Below are 26,010 nucleotides of genomic sequence, written 5' to 3'. Positions count from 1 at the left end.
GAATCTATGTCAAATTATCAAGATATTTTAGAGCAGGCTGTCCAGCGTGTTAAGCCGTTACTACGTCAAGGTAAAGTAGCAAACTATATACCCGCATTGGCTCAGCAGCCGCTTGAGCAGTTTTCTGTTGCTTTACACACTATTGATGGTGAAACATATAGTGCAGGTGATGTCACTGCGAGATTTACAATACAGTCAGTTTCTAAAGTGATGACTCTGACTTTGGCATTACAACGTTATGGTGATGAACTTTGGCAGCGAGTTGGAAAAGAGCCTTCAGGCACTGCATTTAATTCTTTAACTCAGCTTGAGTTTGAAAATGGGATCCCCAGAAATCCGTTTATAAATGCAGGTGCTATTGTTACTTGTGACGCACTCTACTCTCGGTTATCCGCACCGATCCACACGATGTTGGAGAGCTATAGAGCAATGTCAGGTAACAATAAATTATGCATTAATAAGATTGTTGCCCAGTCCGAGTACGATCATCGCTATCGCAATGCGGCTATGGCTTATTTAATGAAATCGTTTGGTAACTTCAATAATGAAGTAGAAGATGTGCTGTGGTCGTATTTTAACTTCTGTGCGATTGAAATGAATACGACAGAGCTAGCAAGGTCATTTTCATACCTTTCCAACCAAGGGGAATGCAGCATATCAGGACAACACATACTTTCTAAAAAGCAAACTAAGCAAATGAATTCTCTACTATTCACAAGCGGCCTTTATGATGCTGCGGGTGACTTTGGCTATCGAGTTGGCATGCCGGGTAAATCAGGTGTAGGAGGAGCAATAATAGCAATAGTGCCTAATCGCTTTACTATCTCAGTATGGTCGCCTGGTTTAGATAAAGTTGGTAACTCATTAGCTGGGATTGCTGCACTTGAATATTTATCCAATGAACTTGGCACTGCCATTTTTTAAGTCGCTAAAGTAAAAAATAAAGCTTTAAATAATCATATTTTGCTAGCTACCAATCTAAGCCAAAATAAAAATAGCGACCTGAGTCGCCATTTTTATTTTGAGAGTTACTGTTCCCAGTACGATTGTTCTAGTGAGTCTTCTCGCTCGGGAAGTCCTCTGGAGAGCCTTGGTGAATGCTGAACCAAAACCTCATAACTTGCTCTGTTAGCGTATTTACTGATCTGTGCAAGGGATGAGTAGGTAATCGCGCTTTGTTCATGCTTTGCTGAGTTTGGTACATTTAACTTATGATATTCGTTAGCGCAAATATCATGCAATACTGCGGCAAGTGCACAATCGCCAGCACCATTAGTGTTCTTGATAATGTCCGGCCCACCCATGTATGGTGCCGTATGGCTGTATGCCTTAATAGGCTGTTGGCATAGTGACTTTTTCATTGCACGAGAAAATTCGTAACGATTAAACTCTGGAATTGCGCCTGGCAGAAGTGGGTACTCAGTTTCTCGTTTACAGCTATCATCGACGTAACCTGCCATAAACAATCCTTTAGGGCCTGCTGTACAAATGACAAGATCAACCCAATCTAGTGCTTTATCAGCAGCAAGGAGCGGATCGCTATGCCCTGTAATCGCTTCGCCTTCTTCTTCGTTCATTGCCAAAATGTCGACATGTTTCGCTACAAAATCAGCCCACCAAACAGGATCTTGTTCAATTAAAAATTTAGTTCCTAAAGTGAGTACTACTGGAACTCCTGCTTTGTTTGCATACTCAACCGCTTGCATGGTGGCTTGAGTCATTGTTTCATCGCCACTGGTGCGCATCAAATAAGCGCTGATCACTAACGCTGATGATTCTTGGATAAGCGTTTGGCAGATAGATTCTGGACGTAGATGATTCATCAGTCCTGCGCTGATAGCAAAAGTACGCTCGCCACTGTCATCGATCAGTGTAAAACAGCGACCTATAGGCCCATCTACTGGTTGTAGGTAGTCCAAGTCTACTCGGCTTGAGGTGTTACATAAAAATTTATAGGCGTAGCTACCAATTTTAATGTTTTCACTCATAACCCCAAGCAAAACAGAACGGTCGTCCGCTAAAACTGAATAGTTGTGCATGGTATTACCAATGGTACCGCCAGCAAATTCATAGTCGATCATGTCATCACGTTTTAGCCTATCGTATAGGGCGTTGGTGACATCATTGTCTATCACTTGTGACATACCGCGCTGTAAGTGGAACTCATCAAGAAATGCTTGATCCACTTTGGCCTCAATATCAACGACGATTTGGTCTATACCGCAGATATAGCTCCTTTTTAGCCGATCATCAGCGTGTAACTGGTTAATAAGCGGATCTTTATCTTCCACCGGAAAATAGTGTTTATGCCTACGGCGTCCCGGAAATTTCATATTCTACCCGTGTGTTTTTGAGCTTACGAAATAAAAAAAGCGGCGAATTATAGCGTAAATCCTACCCTATGAGCCACGGCAAAATTGCGAAAATTACTAATAAACTCCGTAAAATATTAAAAAAATGTTGGTAACATCTTGAGTTTGCTTATAAAAGCAGCTTTATCTATGACTAAGTTTATTTAAGAATAGCAGCTTAACCGTGCCAACGCTGAAGGTGGTATACTCTGATTTTAAGTGAATAGACGGTTAGGCAAATCATGTCAGAAGTAAAAGACGATGAATATTGGATGCAGTTAGCGCTTAAATATGCAGACAAAGCTGAAGCGGAAAATGAAATCCCTGTGGGGGCGGTAGTGGTGAAAGAGGGGGAAATGATAGCTGCTGGCTGGAATCGTTCCATCACCTGCCATGATGCTTCTGCACATGCTGAAATGGTGGCTATTCGAGAAGCAGGTAAAGTCATCGAAAACTACCGACTTATTGATTGTACGTTATACGTGACACTTGAACCTTGTCCTATGTGTGCAGGTTTGCTTGTTCATAGCCGTTTAAAGCGAGTTGTGTTTGGTGCCCCAGACGCGAAAACCGGCGCTGCGGGTTCAATTATGAACTTATTACAGCATGAGAAACTGAATCACCAAATAGAGGTGACATCTGGCGTGCTAGCAGAGGTGTGTGGAAACAAGCTGTCTGCTTTTTTTAAGCGCAGACGAAAAGAGATTAAGGCTGCAAAGAAGTTGAAACAAGGTAGTACTTAGGGTTGTACTACCGTCGATGCTGTACTTGTTTCTCTTTGCTCTTCCATTTGAATAAGAGCAAAAATACGATGGCGAAGCAGCATTTTTCTGTGTGCATTTTTCATCATTACACGACGGCGATTTGGTGACGTGTACTTGGTATTGCGTTTAAACTGATGATTCCGACGTCTTCTCAACATAGAACCTCCGAATGTGAGAGATTAAATGGGGCTATTCCCCAACAGTAACTTAGTATTAATACGTGATGCCTGTGACAGATTTATGACCGCTTAGTGCATTTATCAAGCCACAACAGTAATTATTAGTCACTATTTTTTAGCGACATCATGAGGTTGTTTTTGGTTTGTTTCAGGGATTGCTTGCGAAGAAGTTATGTTGTCATCAGGAAGGAGCGCGCCATTCTCCTCTAGCCATACTAACGCGTCATAATAGCGGCGAATATTATCTACATACGTAACCGCAACATCACCACGAGCATATCCATATTTTGTATTTCGATAGTAGCGCTTTTTAGTAAGCAGTGGTAGTCGTTTTTTAACGTCAGCCCAGTTATTTGGATCCCCCCCTTGCTCTTTTGTGATAGCGCGCGCATCACGGACATGTCCCCAGCCAACATTGTATGAGGCTAATGCGAGCCAAGTGCTATCTGGTTGCTGTATTTCGTCGGGCATACGATTAAATAGAATACGCAAATATTTTGCTCCACCTTCTATATTTTGCTTGGCGTTGAGGCGATTCGTTACTCCAACTTGTTTAGCTGTAGGTTGAGTTAACATCATGATCCCTCTGACTCCTGTGGGCGATTTTGCTTTTGGATCCCACATCGACTCCTGATAACTTACTGCCGCAAGCAGGCGCCAATCTATATTGTGTTGTGTAGAATATTCTTTGAACCACTTTAGATATGTGGGGAGGGTGCTGTGAACAGCCTCTACAAATGCTAGAGTGTTAACATAATTAAATTCTTCAACGTGACCAAAGTACTTTTCTTCTAAAGTTGCTAATAAGTTATTTTTTTTTGCACGAGCAAAAAAAGCGGGCAGTAAGGCATAAAGAGAGTCATCTTTTTCACTGCGCATCATCCATGCTACGTGCTCATCTTGGGTAACAGAAAAAGCAATACTCACTGTTGGGTGATAACGACGAAATAAAGCTAATGAGTGAGAATCTGTAATGGTATAGTCAATCTCTCCATCAATGATGGCTTGTAGTAACTCTTCTTCTCCCTTATCAGACACAACATCCCATGTTAAATGAGGATATTGAATTTTGGCTTCCTCTAATGCAATGACATGGTTGCTATGTGCCAGTACTGTGATAGGTGCGTTAATATCATCAAAGTCTCTTGGCCAGTCTCTGCCTTGTTTGTAGACAAGCTTCTGACTGATCGTTCTGTAGGTTGGGCCAAAGCGATATTGCGCTGTTCTTGATGGGTGAAAGCTAATCGCTGAAGCGACGATATCGAGATCTCCAGCGTCTAATCTTGCGAATAGTTCATCTAAACTAAAATAGGGGACAATGTGTAATGCAACGCCAAGCTCATTAGCAAACTCACTCGTCAGTTCATACTCAAAGCCTTGCTCTCCAGCGGTACCTTGATAGTAGTTTCCCGGGCCCGCAAGCGTACCAACACGCAATACTTTATTTTGTTTTATCTGCTGTAATTGATTAAGTGGGGCTTTGTCGCACCCAACTAAAAAGAGGACAACAAAGCACATAAAGATGTATTTTAACATGGCCCAGATCTCTTGTGCGCTCGAATTATCAACTTACCGCAGCAAAATCATAATTGCAAAAGCCGAATTAACTTAAGGTAATGATAGATTTGCATGATATTTTCTAGTTTTGACAAATTAGTGTTAATTCCAAGCGCTATTTCCACTATAATGAGCGCCCAAGATATCGTTCAATCCTTAACCCCGGATGAAAATACCTATGTTAATCCTACGTGGTGCACCTGCACTTTCAGATTTCAAAGTCCAAAAGATCCTTAAAACCTGCGCTGCAGCTCAATTACCAGTTACCAATGTTTATGCCGAGTTCATGCACTTTGCTGATTTAACGGCTGAGCTTTCAGAGACTGAATTAACCAAGCTAAACAGCCTGTTAAAGTACGGACCGACTATTACTGAGCATAAGCCTGAGGGCAAACTGATCTTGGTCACACCAAGAGTCGGCACTATCTCTCCTTGGGCTTCTAAAGCGACAGATATTGCAAACAACTGTGGTCTTACACAAGTACACCGTGTTGAACGTGGTATTGCTTATTATGTTGAGGGTGAACTAACACAAACTCAGTTTGAAGAAGTTGCGCAGTTACTTCATGACCGCATGACAGAATCGGTTCATACAGAACTTGATGATGCAGCTAAATTATTCCGCACCGAAACGCCTCGCCCAATGTCTTCAGTGGATATTCTTGGCGGCGGCCGTGAAGCATTAGCGGTTGCGAATGTTGAGCAGGGCTTTGCACTTGCTGATGACGAAATTGATTACTTAGTCGAAAGCTTTGAAAAGCTTGGTCGTAACCCTAACGACATTGAGCTTTTCATGTTCGCTCAAGCGAACTCTGAGCACTGTCGTCACAAAATTTTCAACGCCGATTGGACTATCGATGGTGTAGAGCAGCCTAAGTCGCTGTTTAAAATGATTAAAAACACCTACGAAACCAATAGCGACAATGTATTGTCGGCGTATAAAGATAACGCTGCGGTTATGACCGGCTCTAAAGCTGGCCGTTTCTTCCCAAATACTGACGGGGAGTACGCTTACCACGAGGAAGATATCCACATTCTGATGAAAGTGGAAACGCACAACCACCCAACGGCGATTGCGCCATTTTCTGGCGCATCAACAGGTTCCGGTGGTGAGATCCGCGATGAAGGTGCAACCGGTCGAGGTTCTAAGCCAAAAGCAGGTTTAGTTGGTTTCACCGTTTCTAACCTTCGTATTCCAGGTTTTGAGCAACCTTGGGAAACTAACTTTGGTAAACCAGGACGCATTGTTAATGCTTTAGACATCATGCTTGATGGCCCTCTTGGCGGTGCAGCATTTAACAACGAATTTGGTCGTCCAAACCTCTTGGGTTACTTCCGTACCTACGAAGAAAAAGTAGAAAGCCATAACGGCGCTGAAGTACGTGGTTACCACAAGCCAATCATGATCGCAGGTGGTTTAGGTAACATCCGTGAAGATCACGTGCAAAAAGGCTCAATCCCTGTAGGTGCTAAGCTAATCGCACTTGGTGGTCCTGCAATGAACATCGGCCTTGGCGGCGGGGCTGCTTCATCAATGGCATCTGGCCAATCAAACGAAGATTTAGACTTTGCTTCTGTTCAGCGTGAAAACCCTGAGATGGAACGTCGTTGTCAGGAAGTGATCGACAAATGTTGGCAACTTGGTGATGATAACCCAATTGCGTTTATTCACGATGTGGGCGCGGGTGGTTTATCAAACGCATTCCCTGAACTTGTCGACGACGGCGGCCGTGGTGGTAAATTCCAGCTGCGTAATATCCCGAATGATGAGCCAGGCATGGCACCACACGAAATCTGGTGTAACGAGTCACAAGAGCGTTATGTATTGGCAGTTGCAGCGGAAGACTTTGCTCGCTTTGAAGCAATTTGTAAGCGTGAGCGCGCACAATATGCGGTGATTGGTGAAGCGACAGAAGAGCGTCACCTAACCGTCGCCGATAGCCACTTTGATAATAATCCGGTTGATTTACCACTAGACGTATTGCTTGGTAAGCCGCCTAAAATGCACCGTGATGTTGAGTCAAAGCATGTAGAAGGTAAAGCATTAGATACCGCAGGTATTGAACTTGACGATGCAGCTAAGCGTTTACTTCGCCTACCAACGATTGCTGAGAAAACCTTCCTTATCACGATTGGTGACAGAACCGTAACGGGTTTGGTTGCACGTGACCAAATGGTTGGCCCTTGGCAGGTACCAGTGGCTAACTGTGCGGTAACGGCGGCAACTTACGATACTTACCACGGTGAAGCGATGTCCATGGGTGAGCGCACCCCCGCGGCACTACTTAACTATGGAGCATCGGCTCGTCTAGCAGTAGCAGAAGCGCTAACCAATATCGCTGGTGCTAATATCGGTAGCCTCAACAACATTAAACTTTCTGCAAACTGGATGGCGGCTGCGGGTCACCCAGGCGAAGATGCTGGTCTTTACGAAGCAGTTAAAGCGGTTGGTGAAGAGCTATGTCCTGCGCTAGGTCTTACAATCCCAGTTGGTAAAGACTCAATGTCGATGAAGACAAAGTGGGATGAAGATGGCGAAGAAAAGTCAGTGACTGCGCCGTTGTCACTTATCATCACTGCATTTGGTCGTGTTGAAGATATTCGCAAAACAGTCACGCCTGAGCTTCGTACTGATAAGGGTGAAACCAGTCTATTCCTACTTGACTTAGGTGCTGGTCAAAACCGCCTTGGTGCGTCAAGCTTAGCGCAAGTGTACAAGCAACTTGGCGACAAGACCCCTGATGTTGACAGCCCAGAGCTATTAAAAGGCTTCTACAATGCAGTACAAGCGTTGGTTGAATCTGGCAAGCTTATCGCTTACCACGACCGCTCTGACGGTGGTCTATTCACCACTGCCGCGGAAATGGCATTTGCTGGCCACACAGGTGTGAGCATTGAATTAGATACGCTGCAAGGTACTGATATAGAAGTACTATTCAATGAAGAGCTAGGTGCGGTATTACAAGTTCGCAATGATGACATTGCAGCGGTTGAAGCAGTATTTGCCGAGCACGGTATTGCTGATATTGCACATCGCATCGGTACGCTAAATAGTGAAGATAAAATTATCTTTACTCGTGATGGTCAAACGGTACTTGAAAATACTCGCACTGAGCTTCGTACTATTTGGGCTGAAACCACTTACCAGATGCAAGCGCTACGTGATAACCCAGATTGCGCGAAGCAAGAGTTTGACGCTAAGTTCGATAACAAAGATCCGGGCCTTAACGTTAAATTGAGCTTTGATCTAAATGAAGACATCGCAGCGCCTTACATTGCAAAAGGGGTGAAGCCGCAAGTTGCTATCTTACGTGAGCAGGGGGTGAACTCGCATCTTGAAATGGCTGCAGCATTTAACCGTGCTGGCTTTGCGGCAATCGACGTACACATGAGTGATATCCTTGAAGGTCGCTTAACACTAGAGCATTTCAAAGGCCTAGTGGCATGTGGTGGCTTCTCATACGGTGACGTTTTAGGTGCTGGTGAAGGCTGGGCTAAATCAATCCTATTCCATGACTCTGCACGTGAGCAATTCCAAGGTTTCTTCCAACGCCAAGATACCTTCAGTTTAGGTGTGTGTAATGGCTGTCAGATGCTTTCTACATTGAAAGAGCTGATCCCTGGCACGGAAAACTGGCCACGTTTTGTCACTAATAAATCAGAGCGTTTTGAAGCGCGTTTCAGCTTAGTTGAAGTGCAGCAAAGTTCATCAATCTTCTTTGATGGTATGGCTGGTTCTCGTATGCCAATCGCGGTATCACATGGTGAAGGCCATGCTGAGTTTGCAAGTGAAGCAGCGGTACAAACGGCATTGGATTCAGGTTCAGTTGCTGTGAAGTTTGTTGATAACTACGGCAATCCAACTACTCAGTACCCCGCTAACCCGAATGGCTCTCCTGCTGGTATTACCGGTATGACCTCAACAGACGGCCGCGCAACTGTGATGATGCCGCACCCTGAGCGTGTATTCAGAGCAGTGGCAAACTCTTGGCACCCTGATGAGTGGCAAGAAGATAGTCCTTGGATGCGCATGTTCCGCAATGCGCGTAAGCTAGTAGGCTAACGCAGAAATTAGAAAAGGTCACTTCGGTGGCCTTTTTTATTCATGGCTCGATAATTTTCTATCGGGTAAACTGAAAGGAAAATAGCAATTATATTTTAGGGATACGAATGAAAAAGTGGCTTTGGAGCTTAGTGTTGATACTCAGTGTTTTAGTGGGGGTTTACCTTGCCAGAGTTCCTTTGTCGCTCTGGGCTATAAAACACTTTATGCCTGATAATGAAGTTCAGATCAGCTGTCTTGACTGGCGCTTATCGGGCTTCAATCGTATCCATATTACAAAAGCGTGTGTGCAGACAGAGACGTTTAATGCCCAGCTTTTTGATGCGCAACTAAGCATGCAGCAAGTCAATATTGAAAAAGCTGACATACAACTGCTTCCGCCCAAAAAGTTAGATGCAGCTCAACCACAGCGCCTTGCTTTGCCACTCGATATCGCCAGACCCAAAATACGTGTTGCCAAACTATCCATATTTGGTGAGCCATTACCAAAGCCATTAATCGTGTCGATTTCAGAGACCGAGCTGAATCAATTTGTAGTATCAGGTGACATCGTTGCAGAAGTTACGTTACAGCCAGAGCGTATTGCCGCAAATGTTGAGCTAAGTGGCGAGTATCTTAGAACTTTGCTACCTCCTCAGATCCAAGCCCTTTCAGGAGCTAGCCAACTTGTATTCAATGGCGTGGCTCTGGATGCAAAGATGGAGCTTGAGACTTTACTAGCGCTTGAACAGGCTGAGTGTAAAGGTAGTGCTGCGTATATTGGCGCTGTGTCAGGGCGGTATGATTTAACCAGCCAGCAGGGGAAGATAGCACTTGCCGAGCCTATCTCAGCGAAATCAACGCTTGATTGCTTTGATTCTGAATATCGCAAACTGCTACCTAGTACTTGGCAGCTTCGTTTACCGAGTGAAATTATTATTTCTGCGAAAGCAGCCTCGACAGGTTCGCTCGAAGTAATAGGGGAAGATAAGTCGTTACAGCTTGAAGTTAACGAGTTGGCATTCGACTTAACTGAGCCTTTCGTCAATGGTGATATTCGCCTTGAATTTGCCGATGAAAAGTGGGGCGCGCATACACTGGCTGGAGCGTTTAGTGCGCGGCCAAATTTTGTTGATATGAGCGGGGAAATCACAAGTGACCTTCAAAAGCTTACACTGCAAGGTGTTATTGCTGAGAACCTTGAGCTCAATAGCCGCTTCAAAATATCGGGTGATCCAACCGAGCTAATTAAAGTTGAAGCTCAGCCGACTATATTCTCAACCCAGTTGTCGACATCAGGTTTAATGATTGATAATCCATCTCTGAAGCTTGATTTACATGCGCAGCTAGATGTGCCAAAACTCAAAAGTGAACATCGTCTACACAGAGTCTTACCTGAGGGAATGAGTTTTGCGATAACGCTTGATTCAACACTGCAAAACCTGAATGTCGAAAATGTAACTGCAGAGCAGAGCACGTTGAGCGGGCGAGTGGTGTTAGAGCCTACACACGATTTTGATATCAACCTCAACTTAATGAGTGCACAGATACAACAGCAGAATTACAAACTGAATGAGTTAGTGCAGACACTCCGTTGGCAAGGCTCGGTCGCGACAGGTGAGATCTTTTCAACCTTGTCGGGCAATACTAAGGTAGCAGAGGTTAACTTAGCTGATCTTAATTTGAAAAATGTGAGCATTGAAAGTAAAGGGCAGCAAAGTCGCGGATTAATGGCGTCACATGTGATTAATATTGATGGTGTAAAGGCGTTGTTTGAGCATCAATACTCAAACTTAAAACATCCAGCACAATTACATGTGCCCACGCAGCAACTCACTCAGCTTCAGCCATACATTGATGCCCTTTTACCCGAATTAAAGATGACGAATGGAAACTTCTATGCAGTACTCGAAGGGGATTTATCCACGCGCATATTTACCTTAGATAGTGGCATTCAAAACGGCTCTGCGTTATTTAATGAGCGGCTTATTCAAAATGCAGCGGTTGATGTCTCCGCCCAATTAGGTTCAGCTAATATTCAACTCAAACCAACCACACTGAGTGTTGAAGAGTTGAGAGCTGGGGTTATTGTCCAAGCAATACAAGCTCAACTTCTCAGTGAAGCTGGCATAGTAAAACTCAAAGATATTGGTGCACAAGTTTTTGCCGGTAGCATCAACATTGAAGAAGTTAAGCTTATACCAACGCCGCAGGAGGTTCAGGTATCGTTAGATAAACTGAGTTTAGACCTTATTGCCGCCTCTGGACATGATGCTGGTGTTGAGCTCAGAGGGCTGATCTCGGGCAAGCTACCAGTACAAGTTTCTTCATCTGGGGTACGCATTGATTCTGGTCATATTCATAATGTTAGTGAGGGGCTATTAAAGGTTGAAAATAATGCGTCAATTAATGCGTTAAAAGCACAGCAGCCCAGCTTACAAACGGTGATAGGTGTACTTGACGAATTAACGATTGAACAGTTGAACAGTGGTGTAAATTTAAGTGAAGATGGTTGGTTGGATTTAGATGTTAAAATTACAGGAATTAACAAACGCCAACAACAACCAGTAAACTTTAACTATACACACTCAGAAAATGTGTTTACCTTATTACGAGCCTTACGCTTGAGCGACGAGATCACGCGCGAAGTGGAAAATGCGTTAAATAAAGAGGAGCGTTAGTGAATGAAATGGATGCTAGTGATATCAGCTTTATTGGTGTTAAGTGCTTGTACTCATAAGGTGCAAGTAGAAACCAAAGAGCCCATAACGATCAACTTAAATGTAAAAGTCGATCACGAGATCCGTGTGAAAGTGGATAAAGAACTCGACAACTTATTCAGCGAAGACAGTGAGCTATTCTAAGGAGGATTTATGAAGCTTAAAGCAATCTCTACCCTAATTATTGGACTCAGTATGAGCTTCGCCGCATTCGCAATTTCTATTGACGATGCTAAATCACAGGGTCTGGTTGGTGAAACTACATCAGGCTATCTTGGTGTGGTAAAAAATGGCCAAGGTGTACAGCAGTTAGTCAATGAAGTGAATGAAAAGCGCAAACAGAAATATCAACAGTTAGCGAAAAAGAACGGTATTACCCTAGAGCAAGTAGAGGCTCTAGCGGCTAAAAAAGCGTATAACAAAACGCAATCGGGCCACTATATTCAGGTGAGTGGCCGCTGGGTGAAAAAGTAACTCTCCCAAAGTCTCATAAGGAAAGGCTGACTTTGCCAGCCTTTTGGCTATTTATCCGGAGCTTAGATTATTTACCCTTGTGGCATTGCTGAAGCAAATGCTGCCAGAACGCTTCCCCTTTTCGCCTTGCCAGACGAATATTATTTTCTGGGATCTGCTCAGGGTCGTCATATTCAGCTAATGCTTGAGCCATGCTCTCTTCGCGGATCAAGTGAAGTGTTGGGTATGGTGCGCGGTTCGTGTAATTTGCCGCATCATCTTCATCACTATCAGCAAATACATAATTTGGGTGAAAGTTTGCAATTTGATAAGTCCCCTCAAACCCTTGCGCGACTAATAACGCGTTGGCAAGGTCGACGAGATCCAAAAAGTCGTCAAAATTACTAAAACCTTTATCAAATATAACTAGCGTTGTTTCTCGCTCTGGATGGTGGTTTAACTCTGAGCACTGCTCTAGCATATCCATTACGGCATCGTCATAACTTATCGCTTGAGACACGAAATAATGAATGCTATTACTTTCTACCTCTTTTCGAGCGAATGGACAAAAGTTGTATTTCACAATGACTTGGCTAACCCAGTTTTGCATTGTAGAGATGACTGTATTCATGAATTATTCCAAGCTCTTATTTATTAGTTTCATGGTTTTAGCAATAGCCCCGGTATTTTCAACTAGTACTGATTTAGCGTTAGCACCGGTTTGCGTTCGAAGCGATTTATCTTTAAATAGCGTAATAATTTCAGCGGCAAGCTTGTCCTCATCATCGACTACGATGGCACCTTGTTGCGCGATAAGTTGAGGATATATATGCGCAAAATTATAGGTATGTGGGCCGGTTAAAATAGGCACACCGTGAGCCGCGGCTTCTAGTGGGTTATGACCGCCGCGCTCAATCAAGCTACCACCAATGTAGGCGATATCGGCACTTCCAAATAGCCACTTTAATTCTCCTAAAGTATCCGCTAACAAGACCGAGGCTTCTGTGTTTATGTTGTCGCTGCTCTTTCTGGTAAAAGTGATCTCTTGCTCACTGAGGTGGTCAGCAACTGCTTGAAACTGCTCGGGATGACGAGGCGCGATAATAAGTAAGGCATTACTTACTTGCTTTAATACTCGCTGATGTGCAGCAATAATTTGCTCATGTTCCTTAGGGTGTGTAGATCCTGCAAGCCAAATTACTCGCTCGGGGTAATTTGCTTGAAACTGTCTTGCTTTTGTAATTTCTTCTTCAGTGATTGAGATATCAAACTTGATTGAGCCGGTAATGTGAAGTTTAGATTGAACAAGCCCGAGTTTGATGAAACGCTCGCCGTCTTCTTCATTATGGGCTGCGAGTCCGTCTATGTTATTTATCAGGCCTTTAGTTAACCAAGCATGCTTTTTATAACCTTGGTATGATTTTTCTGAGAGTCTGGCATTGACGACCAAGGTTTTACATTGACTTTGTTTGGCGTAGTGAAAAAGATTTGGCCACAGCTCAGTTTCCATCACAATCAGGAGTTGGGGTTTTAGAATTGAAAAAAACCGTCTCGTGGCAAAGGCAAAGTCAATAGGAAGATAGCAGGTATGTACTTGAGCAATATTGTTGAGTGCTTTTACAATCTCTGCTCTGCCTGTTGGTGTATTACACGTAATAATAACAGGTGTATTCTCACGTGTTTTCAATATTGACTTGATGAGAGGGGTTGCAGCAAGCACTTCACCAACTGAGGCACAATGGATCACAATACTGTGTGGTGGTAAGCTCGTAAGGCCACAGCCAAGACGCTCGGTAAAGTTGGCGCGATAGCCAAGGTTTTTTTTACCCCGAATGAAATATAAATAACTTAATAGAATAGGTGCTAATACAAGCAACAGTAGGGAGTAAAATTGGCGCGCCATGAAAATCGCTTCAGTTTGTAAAATCATGATTTTACCTTGTTCTCACCTAAATTAGAATGAACAACACAATTTTACACAGTTCAACAGATGCCTCTGTGCCTTTGGTTTGGTAATATTTAATCTATTAAATGTAATGGAATGACAAAAATGAATTTAGCTCAAGTACTTGCTTGTTGTGGGATATTTGCTTCAAGTCTGGTTGTAGCAAGTCCTACGGCTTATTTGCCAATTGGTCAAGACCCACTTTTGGAATACCAAATAGACAAAATGTTTGCAATGACGGTAGGAACACCTATGGCAAAGCCTTACCGCATTAGTGAGATCCAGATGAATTTGCTGCAATTAAGGCACATAGATCCGGCCTTACAACACAGTATTAGCCAAGGTATTGCACCGTATCTGCAAGATGATGGGATCACTCAAAAGTCTATTACACTGCGAGTAGATAGTGGTGAAGAGCAGCAAATTGCCAATGATAGAGGGAACATGAGTGGCGAATATGCTGAGCTAGGCATAGCTGGAGTTTGGCGCGGAAGCGACTCGAGTATTTTGCAAATTGGCGCTGAGTATCGAGCAGAAGCAAACAAGCTGGTGGCATACAATACTTTTTACGGTATGTCTTTTGGTAACTTACAACTGAATTTAGGTTACAAAGAACATTGGTTCTCGCCATTTAAACACTCAGCACAGGTTTACTCAAATAATGCAAAACCACCACTGTCAGTCTCTCTAGGGCTGGTTGTACCAATAAAAAATTGGTGGAATTTTGATTTTGAGCTGTTTTACTCGGAACTAGAAAGTGTCGATAAGGGGATTAAATACCAAGGTACCTTGCATGATGGAACGCCAAAAGTAGCGGGTACTCACTTTAGTATAGAGCCGATTGATGGTTGGAAAATAGGGCTAAATCGTGTTTTGCAATTTGGTGGCGGCCCTAGAAAGGTCGACTTTAAGGATTTTATAAAAGCGTATATAGACCCAGCAGGAAGTGATAATAAAACCGATGATTTAACACAAGACGATGAGCTTGGAGATCAGTGGGCCACAATTACGACAAGCTTTACTACCAATTATGGCACGCGAGCGCAGTGGTATTTAGAGTATGGTGGTGAGGATACAAACAACCACAAAAACTACTTATTTGGTAACACTGCGACTAGCTTTGGCGTGTATTTGCCACAACTAACATCCACCACTTCGTTACGGTATGAATATACCGACATGGAAAGTCTATGGTATGTGAATGAAATATACGAAACACAGGGAAATAGTATTGATGGTTTCGTTGTCGGTCACTTTGCAGGTAATCATCGCCAGTTTGATGATGGTGCACCCACTCAAGTTCATGTTTTAGAAGGTACCTATCAAGCCGACTATAGCTCACTGTGGCGTGCTAAGCTTTCTGTGATTGATAATGAAAGCAATTATTTTAATGAGCTAGGTGAAACAGGAGCTGAGTATGAGCGAGGGTATGAACTAGAACTTGCCCACATCGGTGAAGCATACAATAAGCAAATCGAAACCAAATTAACCTTAGGTAAAGATGTCTTTGGTGAGAATTACACTTGGTTATCAGTACATGTATACTGGTAGGTATACACGGGCTGAGCAAAGAAGAGTTTAGGAAAAAATATGTCATTGAATGAACGAGTAGCACAAAGTTACTTAGCGAGTTTACAGCGTCATGTCGACGTGTTCGAAACTATGGCTAACTACCATCAAGAATGTATAGCATTACTAGAAGCATGCCAGAGTACATTGGCAGCCGGAGGAAAGGTTATATGGTTTGGTAATGGTGGTAGCGCTGCGGATGCACAGCACCTGGCGGCGGAGTTTGTCGTGCGTTATAAACTTGAGCGTGGACCTTTAGCATCAATTGCCTTAACTACAGATACGTCTATTCTTACCGCACATAGTAATGACTACCATTTTGACTCGGTATTTGAGCGTCAGGTACAAGCATTGTGTAAGCCGGAAGATATGGTGATTGGCTTAACCACTTCAGGCACCAGTCCAAATATTAATTTAGCGCTACAAGCGGCCAATGATATAGGTGCTTATACTGTTGCGCTAACCGGTCGAACCGGTGGCAAAGTGAAGGATATCGCTAAGTTACCTATCATTATCACTAATGATGAAACTGCACGTATTCAAGAGGCACATATGTTCATTGGTCATTGGCTGTGTGAAGCTGTAGATATGCTAGTTGAAGCGGAGCAACAAGCATGAACCTAGCGGCACTACAACAACTTAACCAAGCCAGCGTGTTAGTCGTAGGCGATGTGATGCTTGACCGTTATTGGCATGGAGATACAGGCCGAATATCTCCTGAAGCACCGGTACCGGTGGTTAAAGTGAGTGCGTTGGAAGATAAGGCGGGCGGCGCTGCAAACGTTGCGAAAAATATCGCCCACCTTGATGGCAAGGTTGGATTACTTGGACTCATTGGTGAAGATGACAATGGTAAGACGCTAGAAGCTATTCTAAAACAGGACAACATAGCATCGAGTTTGGTCAGTGTGATTGAGTGTCCAACGATTGCCAAAATGCGCGTGATTAGCCGTCATCAACAGGTGGTGAGACTAGATTTGGAAGAACCTTTTCAGTTGTCACATAGCCAATTATTGCTTGCGCGCTTAAAACAAGAAATCGACAACTACGACTTCGTTCTGTTCAGTGATTATAACAAAGGCGCATTATCCGCTATTTCAGAGATGATAGCAGTAGCAAAAGCTGCAGGTAAAACTGTGCTTATTGATCCCAAAAATAGTGACTTAAGCCTATATCAAGGCGCTGACTTTATAACACCCAATTTAAACGAATTTAAGTTAGCTGGCGGCGATGCAAGCTCAGAAGATGCATTAACCTCAAGTGCCCGTAAGTTGCTTAAAACGGCTGGGATTGGTGCGATGTTACTGACGCGTTCAGAGCAGGGCATGTCTTTGATCACAGCAACGCAGAAGCATGACTTTCCAGCTCAAGTGCAAGAAGTAAGTGATGTAACGGGCGCGGGTGACACGGTGATCGCCACACTCACGACTATGCTTGGGGCTGGTATGCCAGCTAAAGATGCGGTAGAAGTGGCGAATATTGCAGCGGGGATTGCCGTGAGTAAGCTTGGGGCTGCGACAGTGTCACCAGAAGAGCTAAGCCGCAAGCTAGGTCAATATCTACGCGAAACAGGCGAACATTACCAAACACCATTTGAGGAAGTGTTGAAGCATATTTCTTTTGCGAAACAAAATGGTGAAACGATTGTTTTCACCAATGGTTGCTTTGATATTCTCCATGCCGGACACGTTCGTTACTTAGCACAAGCAAAAGCAATGGGTGACAGATTGGTTGTCGGTCTGAATAACGATGAGTCTATAGCTCGTCTAAAAGGGCCTGAGCGTCCAATAAACCCGCTACAGGAGCGCGCTATGGTGCTGTCAGCCCTCGCCTCGGTAGATTGGGTTATCCCATTTGGCAGTATCGAAGAAAATGATACGCCAGCTAAGCTCATAGAGATGATCAGTCCCGACATTTTAGTCAAAGGGGGTGATTACAAAGTAGAAGATATTGCAGGAGCTGGGCATGTTCTTAATCAAGGCGGTAAAGTCGAGGTGTTGCCATTTCTGGATGGATGCTCGACTTCGAACGTGATTAAAAAAGCACAGCTGCAAAAAAGTTAAACTGACGTGCGGTACGCTTGAAGCAGTGCTTGCCACTGATTATCGTCAAAATGAAAGGTCGGCCATTTGCCGGCCTCTTTTTTAAAAGAGCGCTGCAAGCGTTCGATATTTGCCTGTTGCCATGGCGTTGCCGGTGCCAGAATTTTACCTTTATCAAAGTCAATGAGAAAGACTTCGCCATCACCGCTAAACAAAATATTGTTGATATTTAAATCATCATGGTACGCACCTGCTTGATGAAATTTAGCGATTGTTTGACCTATTTTCTCTAATTCGATGTTTTGAAGAGCGCGGGATTGTAGAATTTCACAAACACTAATCGCATCTTCTACCGCTTCAGTGATGATATCTCCACGGTAAACACCAAACCTAGCTGAGACTCTAGCTGCGATTGGTGCGGGCACAGGTAAGTCCTGTTGTTTTAGGTGCTCAAGTAATTCAAACTCTTGATATACTCGGGTATCTTTCAAACCAAAAAACAAATACTGGTCGCTTAGTAATTTACCAATTAAGCCACCACGATAATAATGCTTGAGCACGACAACCTTATCATGAAGTTTTACAAACCAAGCGGTCGCTCTACCTTGTTTAGAGCCGACAATCGCATTATTTTTTTGCCAATATTCCGGTTCAAACATTTCTGCTGACACCGTCAACGCAGAGTGAGTGGGGGTAAGTAAAAAATAATGTGATTGCTTAGAGATTTGCACAGTGTCAGAGTTCTTGGTGACTAATTGTTTTATTCTAACGACTTTTCTCGGTCAGTGAAACTTGCAAACTTGTTTGATTAATTTAAGATCAAGCGCCTATAACTTTCCATGAGAGCAAATATTTTGAGCAACTCCTTATCCTCTATTTGTATTTTGCGACTGTCAGCGATTGGTGATGTTTGCCATGCTGTTAGCGCGGTGCAAGCAATTCAACGAGCGCACCCACAGGCTAAAATTACCTGGGTAATAGGAAAGGTAGAAGCCATGTTGCTAGCCGGTTTACCTGGTGTTGAGTTGGTGGTATTTGACAAAAAACAGGGGAAAGCTGCGCTCAAAGCTTTGAAAGCGAAGTTTAAAGGACAAAAATTTGATGTTTTGCTACATATGCAAGTTGCATTAAGAGCGAACCTCGTTGCTCGTGTTATCCCTGCAAAGCAAAAAATTGGATTTGATAAGGGGCGCTCAAAAGAGCTTCATAGTTTGTTTATTAATAAACGTATCGCTGCACAACAGTCGCCTCATGTGTTAGAGGGCTTTCAAAATTTTGCTCGTGCAATCGGTGCTGAGTGCGCGAAACCAAGCTGGAATATGCCTGTCACCGATGATCATAAAGCGTCTGCCAAAGCATTACTGCCAGAGGGGAAAATCTTTGTTATTTCACCTGCAGCGAGTAAAGCCGAGCGCAACTGGTTACCTGAACGGTATGCTGCGCTTGCAGATCATGCAATGAAAAGCGGCTTCAACGTCGTTATAACTGGTGGGCCTACCGAGCTGGAACAGAACTTAGCAGCTGACATTCAAAAGCATACTCAATCTGCACTGTTAAATCTTGTTGGGAAAACAGACTTAAAAACGCTCTTATGTATACTTGATCAAGCCGATGTAGTGTTAGCGCCAGATACAGGCCCTGCACATATGGCTGTGACTGTAAATACTCCCGTTATTGGTTTGTATGCACATTCAAACCCCAAGCGAACAGGCCCTTACTTGTACCAAGATTATGTGGTTGAGGTTTATCACAAAAACTTAGTGGCGCAAAAAGGGAAAACTGCTGATGAATTACCTTGGGGGACTCGTGTAAAAGGGCGCGAGTTAATGTCGCAGATAGAAGTGGCAGACGTTATCGCAATGTTCGACCGCGTGGTTAAAGAGCAGGAGCTTAATTCATAATGCACAAAGCAATCTTTTTAGATAGAGACGGTGTGATTAACAAAGATCATGCGTATGTGCATCAAATCGCCGATTTTGAATTTATCGATGGAGTATTCGATGCGTGCAAACAGTTTGTTCAAGCCGGTTATAAAATCGTAGTAGTGACCAACCAGTCGGGTATTGGCAGAGGTTATTATGATGAAGCACAGTTTCACCTATTAAGTGATTGGATGTGTGCACAATTTATGGCTCGTGGTATAGAAATCACAGGGGTGTACTTTTGCCCTCATCACCCTGAGAAAGCCAACGCACCTTATAACGTTGAGTGTAGTTGCAGGAAGCCAGAGCCTGGGATGTTGCATCAAGCGATTGCAGAGCATAATTTAGATCCAGCACAAAGTATCATGGTAGGAGATAAAGTTTCAGATATTCAAGCTGCCCATGCTGCTGGGCTGGCTACCACAGTGTTAGTCGAATCAGGACAGCGCTTCACTGATACGCAAAAACAGTTAGCTGATTATGTGTGCAAATCGTTGGGATCAGTGCCGCAAGCATTATCTATCTTATAGTAAAGAAACTTTGCTGCTAACCGTCGCAAATCGTGCATTTATTGTGTGAACCTTTTAAAATACAGGTATCTTTTGAGTAGCTGCCATACACTGGCTGCTGCTTGCCAAAAACTTGAAGGCGTTAATAACAGCATTCAAGCGTAAATTTCTGATAGTTAAGCACTATTCTGTACAAGCAGTATACAATTGACTATCACCGTGCAAATAATGGAGACTCCCAGATGAGAGCATCGGCCTTCTACAGCCAGCTTCAGCAACAAATTGAAGAAGTAAAAGCTGAAGGATTATATAAAAAAGAGCGTGTTATTACTTCACAGCAACAAGCTGAGATCGCGGTATCTACAGGCGAAAGTGTTATTAACTTTTGTGCAAATAATTACCTTGGCCTAGCTAACCACCCAGAGCTTATCAAAGCGGCACAACACGGCCTAGAAGATCATGGTTTTGGTGTTGCTTCTGTGCGCTTTATCTGTGGTACACAAGATATTCATAAAACGCTTGAAGCGAAGATCAGCGAATTTCTAAAAACAGAAGACACGATCCTTTATTCTTCATGTTTTGACGCCAATGCGGGTTTATTTGAAACCATCTTAGGCCCTGAAGACGCTATTATTTCAGATTCACTGAATCATGCCTCAATCATTGATGGTGTTCGCCTTTGTAAAGCTAAACGCTTCCGCTACGCTAATAATGATATGGCAGATTTAGAGCAGCAACTTATTGCTGCGGATGCTGCTGGTGCAAAAACGAAACTCATCGCGACAGATGGTGTTTTTTCAATGGATGGGGTTATCTGTGATTTAGAAGCTGTTTGTGACTTAGCTGATAAATACAATGCACTTGTGATGGTTGATGACTCGCATGCTGTCGGTTTTGTAGGTGAAAATGGTCGTGGTACTCCTGAGTACTGTGGTGTTCTAGACCGAGTAGATATTATTACTGGAACACTTGGTAAAGCGCTTGGTGGCGCGTCTGGCGGTTACACCTCAGGTAAAAAAGAAATCGTAGAGTGGCTACGTCAACGCTCACGTCCTTATTTATTCTCAAACTCTTTAGCTCCTTCAATCGTTACCGCTTCAATCAAAGTATTAGATATGATGAAAGAGGGCGACGCTCTGCGTGCTAAACTCTGGGATAATGCCGCTTACTTCCGCACCAAAATGGAAGCTGCTGGGTTCACTTGTGCAGGTAAGGATCATGCCATTATTCCAGTTATGCTAGGAGATGCAAAAGTAGCGTCAGAAATGGCTGACAGATTATTAAATGAAGGTATTTATGTTATCGGGTTTTCGTATCCAGTAGTACCTAAAGGTCAGGCAAGGATCCGTACACAAATTTCAGCTGCACACACCACTGAGCAGCTAAACAAAGCAATCGAAGCCTTCACCCGTATCGGTAAAGACTTAGGCGTAATTTAATTTTGCACCCAGTTTTTAATTGGGGCAGCTAACGAGCGAATACTATGAAAGCATTATCCAAGTTGAAAGCAGAAGAAGGAATTTGGATGACGGATGTGCCAAAACCAGAAGTTGGGCACAATGATCTTTTGATCAAAATCCGTAAAACGGCCATTTGTGGTACCGATGTACACATCTATAAGTGGGATGAGTGGGCGCAAAATACGATTCCAACTCCAATGGTAGTTGGTCATGAATATGTTGGTGAAGTCGTCGATATGGGACAAGAAGTGCGAGGTTTTAGCATTGGCGACCGGGTATCTGGCGAAGGCCATATTACCTGTGGCCATTGTCGCAACTGTCGTGCAGGACGTGTACACCTATGCCGAAATACTATTGGGGTAGGCGTAAACCGCGAAGGGTCATTTGCGGAGTATCTCGTTATTCCTGCTTATAATGCGTTTAAAATCCCAGACAATATCTCTGACGAGCTAGCGTCTATCTTTGACCCATTCGGTAATGCAGTACACACGGCATTGTCATTTGACTTAGTGGGTGAAGACGTATTAATTACAGGTGCTGGCCCAATAGGAATTATGGCCGCCGCGGTTGCTAAACATGTTGGCGCGCGTCATGTGGTGATCACCGATGTAAACGAATACCGCCTTGAGCTTGCAACTAAGATGGGAGCGACAAGGGCAGTAAATGTTGCCAATGAAAGCTTAGAGACAGTAATGAAAGACCTTGGTATGACCGAGGGCTTTGATGTGGGTCTTGAAATGTCGGGGGTGCCTTCTGCTTTTAAAGGTATGCTAAATAGCATGAACCACGGTGGTAAAATTGCCATGTTAGGTATTCCACCTTCGGATATGGCTGTAGATTGGAATCAAGTGATTTTCAAAGGCTTGGTTATCAAGGGTATCTATGGTCGTGAAATGTTCGAAACTTGGTATAAAATGGCAAGTTTGATCCAATCTGGCTTGAACCTTGACCCAATTATCACACATCAATTCCACATTGATGAATACCAAACAGGCTTTGATACGATGATTTCTGGCCAATCGGGTAAAGTTATTTTGAACTGGGATTAGGGTCTGTTGACCTTTGCTCCCAGCATCAATGAGCAGTTATAATACAAAGACGGCTAAGCCCACATTGGGTTTAGTCGTCTTTTACTTTTTAGGTATTAAAATAGGTAGCACATGTCCTTTAAACATATTTCAGTAGCAGACACACATGCACTCTTAAGTAATGAAGAAGTGGTTATTGCAGATATACGCGATGAAAACACTTTTACTCAGGGGCATATTCCTGGCTCTGAGCATTTATCAAATGCCAACCTTGCACACTTTATGCAGGAAAAAGAGTTCGATCAGCCAATAATAGTGGTTTGTTACCATGGCATTTCATCACAAGGCGCTGCAAACTATTTGGTAGAACAAGGTTTTGAGGAAGTCTATAGCATGGACGGTGGCTTCACACAGTGGGCAAGTGAACTGCCTAACGAGATCGAAAAGTGAAATTAATTGCCCATTATCACAACCCTCGACTTGCTCAAGGGGCTGTTGACTATATAAAGACTCAGGGGATTGAGTGTATTTTACGTAGTCATGATGGGCAACAAGTTGAAGTGTGGCTTGAGCGTGGCGATGAGCAGCAAGCGATATATTTATGGCAGCAATTTATAGCCAACCCTGAGGCTAAACGGTATCAAGCCGCGTCTTGGCAAACGGGCAGTACTGCAGGGCTATTTAATTATCAAGGACAAAAGCTTAACCTAGTCCAGCGTTTTTTAACTCTGAACTGGTTACTTCAAGGGGTATTTGCTGTCAGTATCATAGTGTTCATCACTATGCTGTTTGGTGATGCTAACCATATCTTTTCATTATTTCGCTTTTCTTTGGATAAACCATGGGCTTGGATAACTCCTACGCTGATCCACTTTAGTGCAATACATCTCATTTTTAATTTAAGCTGGTGGTTACACCTTGGCGCTCAAGTTAGCAAACGTTTTGGACTTTGGTCTTTAATCTGTATTTATTTTGTGACAGGTACTACCAGTAACTTTATGCAGTTTGTATTTGTAGATGCTAACTTTGGTGGTTTAAGTGGTGTGGTTTATGGGTTACTAGGCTTTTGCTGGATTATTGGTCATAAAAACCCGCAACAACTACCATTAGTATCCAAACCAATTGTTGGTTTTATGCTGCTGTGGATGTTGTTTGGCTTCACCGATACATTTTTCATTAGTATGGCTAATTGGGCTCATTTGTTTGGTTTGTTATCAGGTATGTTTATTGCCGCGTGCTGGCCGAATAATCAAGATAAAAGGGAAGCATAAAAAGGTGCGGTCTTCTTGTGTTATGAGGGGCATGTAATAGCATTGAGCGTGTCTTACATGGAAGCGTTAATGCCGACGCTTCCTTATTGACTTTGTAGCTTATACCAATTTGACTTAATACTTGCTCAATTTAGAGGAGTAAATCTGACGCTAACAGTGTTAAAAATTTCACATTTAGGACAACTAAATTTTTGCCTAGTTATCGACAAGATTTTCCCGCCTCAAAATGGACCACTTAAGTAAGCAAATTGGTATTAAAATCAGTGATACAAGTACTTAGTAAATAGCACATCACGGACAATTTCTTGTCCAGTTTCTTCTTTTAATAGGGTTTTTAACTTCTCGGCACAACGCTTTCTGATTTCTTCTCGACCTGTTAATGATTTGACCGTTTCTTCATTCTCTTTACTTAATATTTGAACTATTGCATCTCTGAGTAGGGGGGTGTGGTGCTCAACAACTGCAATATTCGACACATCATTCAGCATCAGATCCACTGTAACACGAACATAGCCCAGCTTCTTATTAGATTGGCCGATATAGTTAGTAATAATATCTGGCTCAAACCCAAAATACCCAATATTCGAGTCCGCTTTAGCGGGGAAAGCCGCAGATAGTGCTAAGCATACAGTAAGTACAACAGCTAACAATCTCATATTTGGTTAGGTATCCTAGTGCAAATTACTTTTTACTTAGTTTATACATAATTGCGTTGCTTTTACAGCTGGCTTGTACACAAACATAAACTTTTTAGATAGCGCTCGCTCTGCTATGATGGCGGCGAATTTTTAAAATGGATATAGAACATTGCTTTTGCAATTACCTTTAGAACTTCCTTGGCATAAAAATACTCAGTTAGTGAATGTAGAGGCTGCATTGGCACCTTACTTATATGAAACCCATTCGCTTACTGCAAAGCTAAAAAGTAGCTGTGATAGCTTTTCTGTTTCAGTTTTGAGTGATGAATTAAAAGATGTGCCAGATACGTTGAAAGCTGATCTTTCAAGCGTCGCTTGGTGCCGTGAAGTCACACTTAATTGCAACGGTAGAGCGGCAATATATGGTCAAAGTTGGCTTAACGAACAAGCTTGTAATACTGGCGTCCACCTGATAGGAGATACCCCGTTGGGAGAAATCCTTTTTTCGGACTTAAACTGGCACAGAGGTGAACTTGAATACATACGACTTAGAGCATCTGAGTATTTATCACTGGCTGGCTTAATGGGAGCTTCGCTCTCTTCCCCAACCGAGCTTTTTGCCAGAAAGAGCTGGTTTAAAAATGGCAACGCCAAAATTCTAGTTTGCGAAGTGTTTATATCGGAAAGTTTTTATGATTAATAAACAAAAGTGGCAAGCGTACAGCCAGCTAATGCGCTTGGATAAACCCATTGGTACGCTCCTTTTACTATGGCCAACATTATGGTCGTTATGGTTTGCTGCCGAAGGTGTTCCTACGCTGTCTTTAATTGTGATTTTTGCACTCGGCGTTTTTATCATGCGTAGCGCCGGTTGCGTGATTAATGACTTTGCGGATCGCAAGGTGGATGGTGCGGTCAAGCGGACGTCACAAAGACCGCTTGCAACAGGCGCTGTCACAAGTAAAGAAGCGTTATCACTATTTTTTGTATTGATTGTGTTAGCTTTTGCACTTGTTTTATTGCTTAATTGGCAAACGGTCGCGCTATCTTTGGGTGCCTTAGCATTAGCGTCGGTTTATCCGCTGATGAAGCGCTATACAAATTTGCCACAATTTGTTCTCGGTGCTGCATTTAGTTGGGGGATCCCAATGACCTTCATGGCTGCTAATGAGCACGTCCCTGTGCTTGCTTGGATACTTTTCGCTGCTAACCTAATTTGGACTGTCGCGTATGACACTATGTATGCAATGGTAGATAGGGATGATGATGTAAAAATTGGCGTTAAGTCTACAGCTATTCTATTTGGTCAATGGGACAGACATATCATTGCTATGTTAAACGTACTTTTTATAGCAATAATGGCTGCGATTGGTTACGCATATGAATTGAATTACTTATTTTGGCTTGGTTTAAGCGTTGCTATCGCGTTGCTAATTAGGCAGCTATATGTGATAAGAAATCGAGAGCGTGATGCGTGTTTTTGGGCCTTTCTTAATAACAACTATGTTGGATTAGCTATTTTTGCAGGTGTCGTCTTTGGTTTTATGCCACTGTAGAGCG

24 protein-coding genes are annotated in these 26,010 nt (G+C 43.1%); 17 read left to right on the top strand and 7 right to left on the bottom strand.

Going from position 1 to position 26,010, the window contains the following annotated elements; all coding sequences use genetic code 11:
- Nucleotides 1–6: 6 nt before the first annotated feature.
- Nucleotides 7–924, top strand: coding sequence for a glutaminase B (gene glsB, locus HUZ36_RS17435; protein ID WP_147390352.1), 918 nt, complete (start codon nt 7–9; stop codon nt 922–924).
- 104 nt (nt 925–1,028) lie between these two features.
- Here glsB and HUZ36_RS17430 read toward each other — a convergent pair whose 3' ends face one another.
- Nucleotides 1,029–2,333, bottom strand: a complete 1,305-nt coding sequence (locus tag HUZ36_RS17430) for an inosine/guanosine kinase (protein WP_125253283.1) — start codon at nt 2,331–2,333, stop codon at nt 1,029–1,031.
- 260 nt (nt 2,334–2,593) lie between these two features.
- Here HUZ36_RS17430 and tadA point away from each other — a divergent pair, with 260 nt between their 5' ends.
- Nucleotides 2,594–3,094: a tRNA adenosine(34) deaminase TadA gene (tadA, locus tag HUZ36_RS17425; RefSeq protein ID WP_128731857.1), complete on the top strand. Its 501-nt coding sequence runs from the start codon at nt 2,594–2,596 to the stop codon at nt 3,092–3,094.
- Here the strand turns inward: tadA and HUZ36_RS17420 are convergent.
- A complete protein-coding gene (locus tag HUZ36_RS17420; RefSeq protein WP_125253281.1) occupies nt 3,091–3,273 on the bottom strand; it encodes a hypothetical protein in 183 nt (60 codons plus the stop codon). The two genes, tadA and HUZ36_RS17420, sit on opposite strands and share 4 nt — an antisense overlap.
- 129 nt (nt 3,274–3,402) lie before the next feature.
- Entirely contained in the window at nt 3,403–4,830 is a 1,428-nt protein-coding gene (gene mltF, locus HUZ36_RS17415) for a membrane-bound lytic murein transglycosylase MltF (protein ID WP_225740677.1), read from the bottom strand.
- A gap of 199 nt (nt 4,831–5,029) precedes the next feature.
- Between mltF and purL the strand changes: the two genes are divergently transcribed.
- From purL to HUZ36_RS17395, 4 genes are all read left to right on the top strand, one after another.
- Nucleotides 5,030–8,914, top strand: a complete 3,885-nt coding sequence (gene purL, locus HUZ36_RS17410; RefSeq protein WP_176033532.1) for a phosphoribosylformylglycinamidine synthase — start codon at nt 5,030–5,032, stop codon at nt 8,912–8,914.
- 107 nt (nt 8,915–9,021) lie between these two features.
- Nucleotides 9,022–11,574, top strand: coding sequence for an intermembrane phospholipid transport protein YdbH family protein (locus HUZ36_RS17405; protein WP_176033531.1), 2,553 nt, complete (start codon nt 9,022–9,024; stop codon nt 11,572–11,574).
- 3 nt (nt 11,575–11,577) lie between these two features.
- Nucleotides 11,578–11,757, top strand: coding sequence for a YnbE family lipoprotein (locus HUZ36_RS17400; protein ID WP_010374602.1), 180 nt, complete (start codon nt 11,578–11,580; stop codon nt 11,755–11,757).
- 9 nt (nt 11,758–11,766) lie between these two features.
- A complete protein-coding gene (locus tag HUZ36_RS17395; protein WP_125253278.1) occupies nt 11,767–12,087 on the top strand; it encodes a YdbL family protein in 321 nt (106 codons plus the stop codon).
- Nucleotides 12,088–12,154: 67 nt separating this feature from the next.
- On the opposite strand, the gene HUZ36_RS17390 is transcribed toward HUZ36_RS17395, so the two are convergent.
- Nucleotides 12,155–12,697 (bottom strand): DUF1415 domain-containing protein, encoded by a 543-nt coding sequence (locus HUZ36_RS17390; RefSeq protein WP_176033530.1) that lies wholly within the window; start codon nt 12,695–12,697, stop codon nt 12,155–12,157.
- A 3-nt stretch (nt 12,698–12,700) separates the two neighbouring features.
- Complete coding sequence (waaA, locus tag HUZ36_RS17385) at nt 12,701–13,969, bottom strand: lipid IV(A) 3-deoxy-D-manno-octulosonic acid transferase (protein ID WP_176033540.1); 1,269 nt, start codon at nt 13,967–13,969, stop codon at nt 12,701–12,703.
- Between the two features lie 147 nt (nt 13,970–14,116).
- Between waaA and HUZ36_RS17380 the strand changes: the two genes are divergently transcribed.
- Genes HUZ36_RS17380 through hldE form a run of 3 tightly spaced genes read left to right on the top strand, consistent with a single transcriptional unit; the run spans nt 14,117 to nt 17,643 of the window.
- Nucleotides 14,117–15,562 (top strand): capsule assembly Wzi family protein, encoded by a 1,446-nt coding sequence (locus tag HUZ36_RS17380; RefSeq protein ID WP_176033529.1) that lies wholly within the window; start codon nt 14,117–14,119, stop codon nt 15,560–15,562.
- 39 nt (nt 15,563–15,601) lie between these two features.
- The gene (locus HUZ36_RS17375; RefSeq protein ID WP_128729999.1) at nt 15,602–16,198 is read left to right on the top strand and encodes an SIS domain-containing protein; all 597 of its coding nucleotides are present in this window, start codon (nt 15,602–15,604) and stop codon (nt 16,196–16,198) included.
- Nucleotides 16,195–17,643, top strand: a complete 1,449-nt coding sequence (gene hldE / locus HUZ36_RS17370) for a bifunctional D-glycero-beta-D-manno-heptose-7-phosphate kinase/D-glycero-beta-D-manno-heptose 1-phosphate adenylyltransferase HldE (RefSeq protein ID WP_147390358.1) — start codon at nt 16,195–16,197, stop codon at nt 17,641–17,643. Before HUZ36_RS17375 ends, hldE begins: the two co-directional genes overlap by 4 nt.
- Here hldE and HUZ36_RS17365 read toward each other — a convergent pair.
- Nucleotides 17,640–18,353, bottom strand: coding sequence for a 3-deoxy-D-manno-octulosonic acid kinase (locus tag HUZ36_RS17365; protein ID WP_147390359.1), 714 nt, complete (start codon nt 18,351–18,353; stop codon nt 17,640–17,642). The genes hldE and HUZ36_RS17365 overlap by 4 nt on opposite strands.
- A 108-nt stretch (nt 18,354–18,461) precedes the next feature.
- Between HUZ36_RS17365 and HUZ36_RS17360 the strand changes: the two genes are divergently transcribed.
- The 6 genes from HUZ36_RS17360 to glpG all read left to right on the top strand — a co-directional run bounded on the left by HUZ36_RS17360 (nt 18,462) and on the right by glpG (nt 23,812).
- A complete protein-coding gene (locus HUZ36_RS17360) occupies nt 18,462–19,523 on the top strand; it encodes a glycosyltransferase family 9 protein (RefSeq protein WP_147390360.1) in 1,062 nt (353 codons plus the stop codon).
- Complete coding sequence (gmhB, locus tag HUZ36_RS17355) at nt 19,523–20,074, top strand: D-glycero-beta-D-manno-heptose 1,7-bisphosphate 7-phosphatase (RefSeq protein WP_128730004.1); 552 nt, start codon at nt 19,523–19,525, stop codon at nt 20,072–20,074. The genes HUZ36_RS17360 and gmhB overlap by 1 nt, the downstream gene beginning before the upstream one ends.
- A 221-nt stretch (nt 20,075–20,295) precedes the next feature.
- On the top strand, nt 20,296–21,492 hold the full coding sequence (locus tag HUZ36_RS17350) for a glycine C-acetyltransferase (RefSeq protein ID WP_147390361.1): 1,197 nt from the start codon (nt 20,296–20,298) through the stop codon (nt 21,490–21,492).
- A gap of 44 nt (nt 21,493–21,536) precedes the next feature.
- Nucleotides 21,537–22,562: an L-threonine 3-dehydrogenase gene (gene tdh / locus HUZ36_RS17345; protein ID WP_125253269.1), complete on the top strand. Its 1,026-nt coding sequence runs from the start codon at nt 21,537–21,539 to the stop codon at nt 22,560–22,562.
- Between the two features lie 111 nt (nt 22,563–22,673).
- Nucleotides 22,674–22,991 carry a thiosulfate sulfurtransferase GlpE gene (gene glpE / locus HUZ36_RS17340; RefSeq protein ID WP_125253268.1) on the top strand — a complete coding sequence of 106 codons (318 nt, stop codon included), beginning with the start codon at nt 22,674–22,676 and terminating at the stop codon, nt 22,989–22,991.
- Complete coding sequence (glpG, locus tag HUZ36_RS17335; RefSeq protein ID WP_176033528.1) at nt 22,988–23,812, top strand: rhomboid family intramembrane serine protease GlpG; 825 nt, start codon at nt 22,988–22,990, stop codon at nt 23,810–23,812. Before glpE ends, glpG begins: the two co-directional genes overlap by 4 nt.
- Nucleotides 23,813–24,072: 260 nt before the next feature.
- Here the strand turns inward: glpG and HUZ36_RS17330 are convergent, their stop codons facing one another.
- Nucleotides 24,073–24,468, bottom strand: coding sequence for a flagellar basal body-associated protein FliL (locus HUZ36_RS17330; protein WP_128730013.1), 396 nt, complete (start codon nt 24,466–24,468; stop codon nt 24,073–24,075).
- 157 nt (nt 24,469–24,625) lie between these two features.
- Here HUZ36_RS17330 and HUZ36_RS17325 point away from each other — a divergent pair, with 157 nt between their 5' ends.
- Both HUZ36_RS17325 and ubiA read left to right on the top strand, forming a co-directional pair.
- Complete coding sequence (locus tag HUZ36_RS17325; protein ID WP_241651564.1) at nt 24,626–25,150, top strand: chorismate--pyruvate lyase family protein; 525 nt, start codon at nt 24,626–24,628, stop codon at nt 25,148–25,150.
- A complete protein-coding gene (ubiA, locus tag HUZ36_RS17320; protein WP_147390895.1) occupies nt 25,143–26,006 on the top strand; it encodes a 4-hydroxybenzoate octaprenyltransferase in 864 nt (287 codons plus the stop codon). Before HUZ36_RS17325 ends, ubiA begins: the two co-directional genes overlap by 8 nt.
- Nucleotides 26,007–26,010 lie beyond the last annotated feature (4 nt).

This window comes from Pseudoalteromonas sp. McH1-7 (assembly GCF_013366255.1).
GTDB lineage: Bacteria > Pseudomonadota > Gammaproteobacteria > Enterobacterales > Alteromonadaceae > Pseudoalteromonas > Pseudoalteromonas peptidolytica.
This window is presented reverse-complemented; position numbering and strand designations above follow the sequence as displayed.

Excerpts from the sequence above, each read along its gene's own strand:
- mltF (WP_225740677.1), bottom strand. The coding sequence starts at position 4,830 with ATGTTAAAATACATCTTTATGTGCTTTGTTGTCCTCTTTTTAGTTGGG.
- HUZ36_RS17350 (WP_147390361.1), top strand. The coding sequence starts at position 20,296 with ATGAGAGCATCGGCCTTCTACAGCCAGCTTCAGCAACAAATTGAAGAA.
- gmhB (WP_128730004.1), top strand. The coding sequence starts at position 19,523 with ATGCACAAAGCAATCTTTTTAGATAGAGACGGTGTGATTAACAAAGAT.
- HUZ36_RS17430 (WP_125253283.1), bottom strand. The coding sequence starts at position 2,333 with ATGAAATTTCCGGGACGCCGTAGGCATAAACACTATTTTCCGGTGGAA.
- HUZ36_RS17375 (WP_128729999.1), top strand. The coding sequence starts at position 15,602 with ATGTCATTGAATGAACGAGTAGCACAAAGTTACTTAGCGAGTTTACAG.
- HUZ36_RS17400 (WP_010374602.1), top strand. The coding sequence starts at position 11,578 with ATGAAATGGATGCTAGTGATATCAGCTTTATTGGTGTTAAGTGCTTGT.
- glsB (WP_147390352.1), top strand. The coding sequence starts at position 7 with ATGTCAAATTATCAAGATATTTTAGAGCAGGCTGTCCAGCGTGTTAAG.
- HUZ36_RS17360 (WP_147390360.1), top strand. The coding sequence starts at position 18,462 with ATGAGAGCAAATATTTTGAGCAACTCCTTATCCTCTATTTGTATTTTG.
- HUZ36_RS17405 (WP_176033531.1), top strand. The coding sequence starts at position 9,022 with ATGAAAAAGTGGCTTTGGAGCTTAGTGTTGATACTCAGTGTTTTAGTG.
- HUZ36_RS17420 (WP_125253281.1), bottom strand. The coding sequence starts at position 3,273 with ATGTTGAGAAGACGTCGGAATCATCAGTTTAAACGCAATACCAAGTAC.
- tadA (WP_128731857.1), top strand. The coding sequence starts at position 2,594 with ATGTCAGAAGTAAAAGACGATGAATATTGGATGCAGTTAGCGCTTAAA.
- HUZ36_RS17390 (WP_176033530.1), bottom strand. The coding sequence starts at position 12,697 with ATGAATACAGTCATCTCTACAATGCAAAACTGGGTTAGCCAAGTCATT.
- hldE (WP_147390358.1), top strand. The coding sequence starts at position 16,195 with ATGAACCTAGCGGCACTACAACAACTTAACCAAGCCAGCGTGTTAGTC.
- purL (WP_176033532.1), top strand. The coding sequence starts at position 5,030 with ATGTTAATCCTACGTGGTGCACCTGCACTTTCAGATTTCAAAGTCCAA.
- HUZ36_RS17330 (WP_128730013.1), bottom strand. The coding sequence starts at position 24,468 with ATGAGATTGTTAGCTGTTGTACTTACTGTATGCTTAGCACTATCTGCG.
- HUZ36_RS17380 (WP_176033529.1), top strand. The coding sequence starts at position 14,117 with ATGAATTTAGCTCAAGTACTTGCTTGTTGTGGGATATTTGCTTCAAGT.
- tdh (WP_125253269.1), top strand. The coding sequence starts at position 21,537 with ATGAAAGCATTATCCAAGTTGAAAGCAGAAGAAGGAATTTGGATGACG.
- waaA (WP_176033540.1), bottom strand. The coding sequence starts at position 13,969 with ATGGCGCGCCAATTTTACTCCCTACTGTTGCTTGTATTAGCACCTATT.
- glpE (WP_125253268.1), top strand. The coding sequence starts at position 22,674 with ATGTCCTTTAAACATATTTCAGTAGCAGACACACATGCACTCTTAAGT.
- HUZ36_RS17395 (WP_125253278.1), top strand. The coding sequence starts at position 11,767 with ATGAAGCTTAAAGCAATCTCTACCCTAATTATTGGACTCAGTATGAGC.
- ubiA (WP_147390895.1), top strand. The coding sequence starts at position 25,143 with ATGATTAATAAACAAAAGTGGCAAGCGTACAGCCAGCTAATGCGCTTG.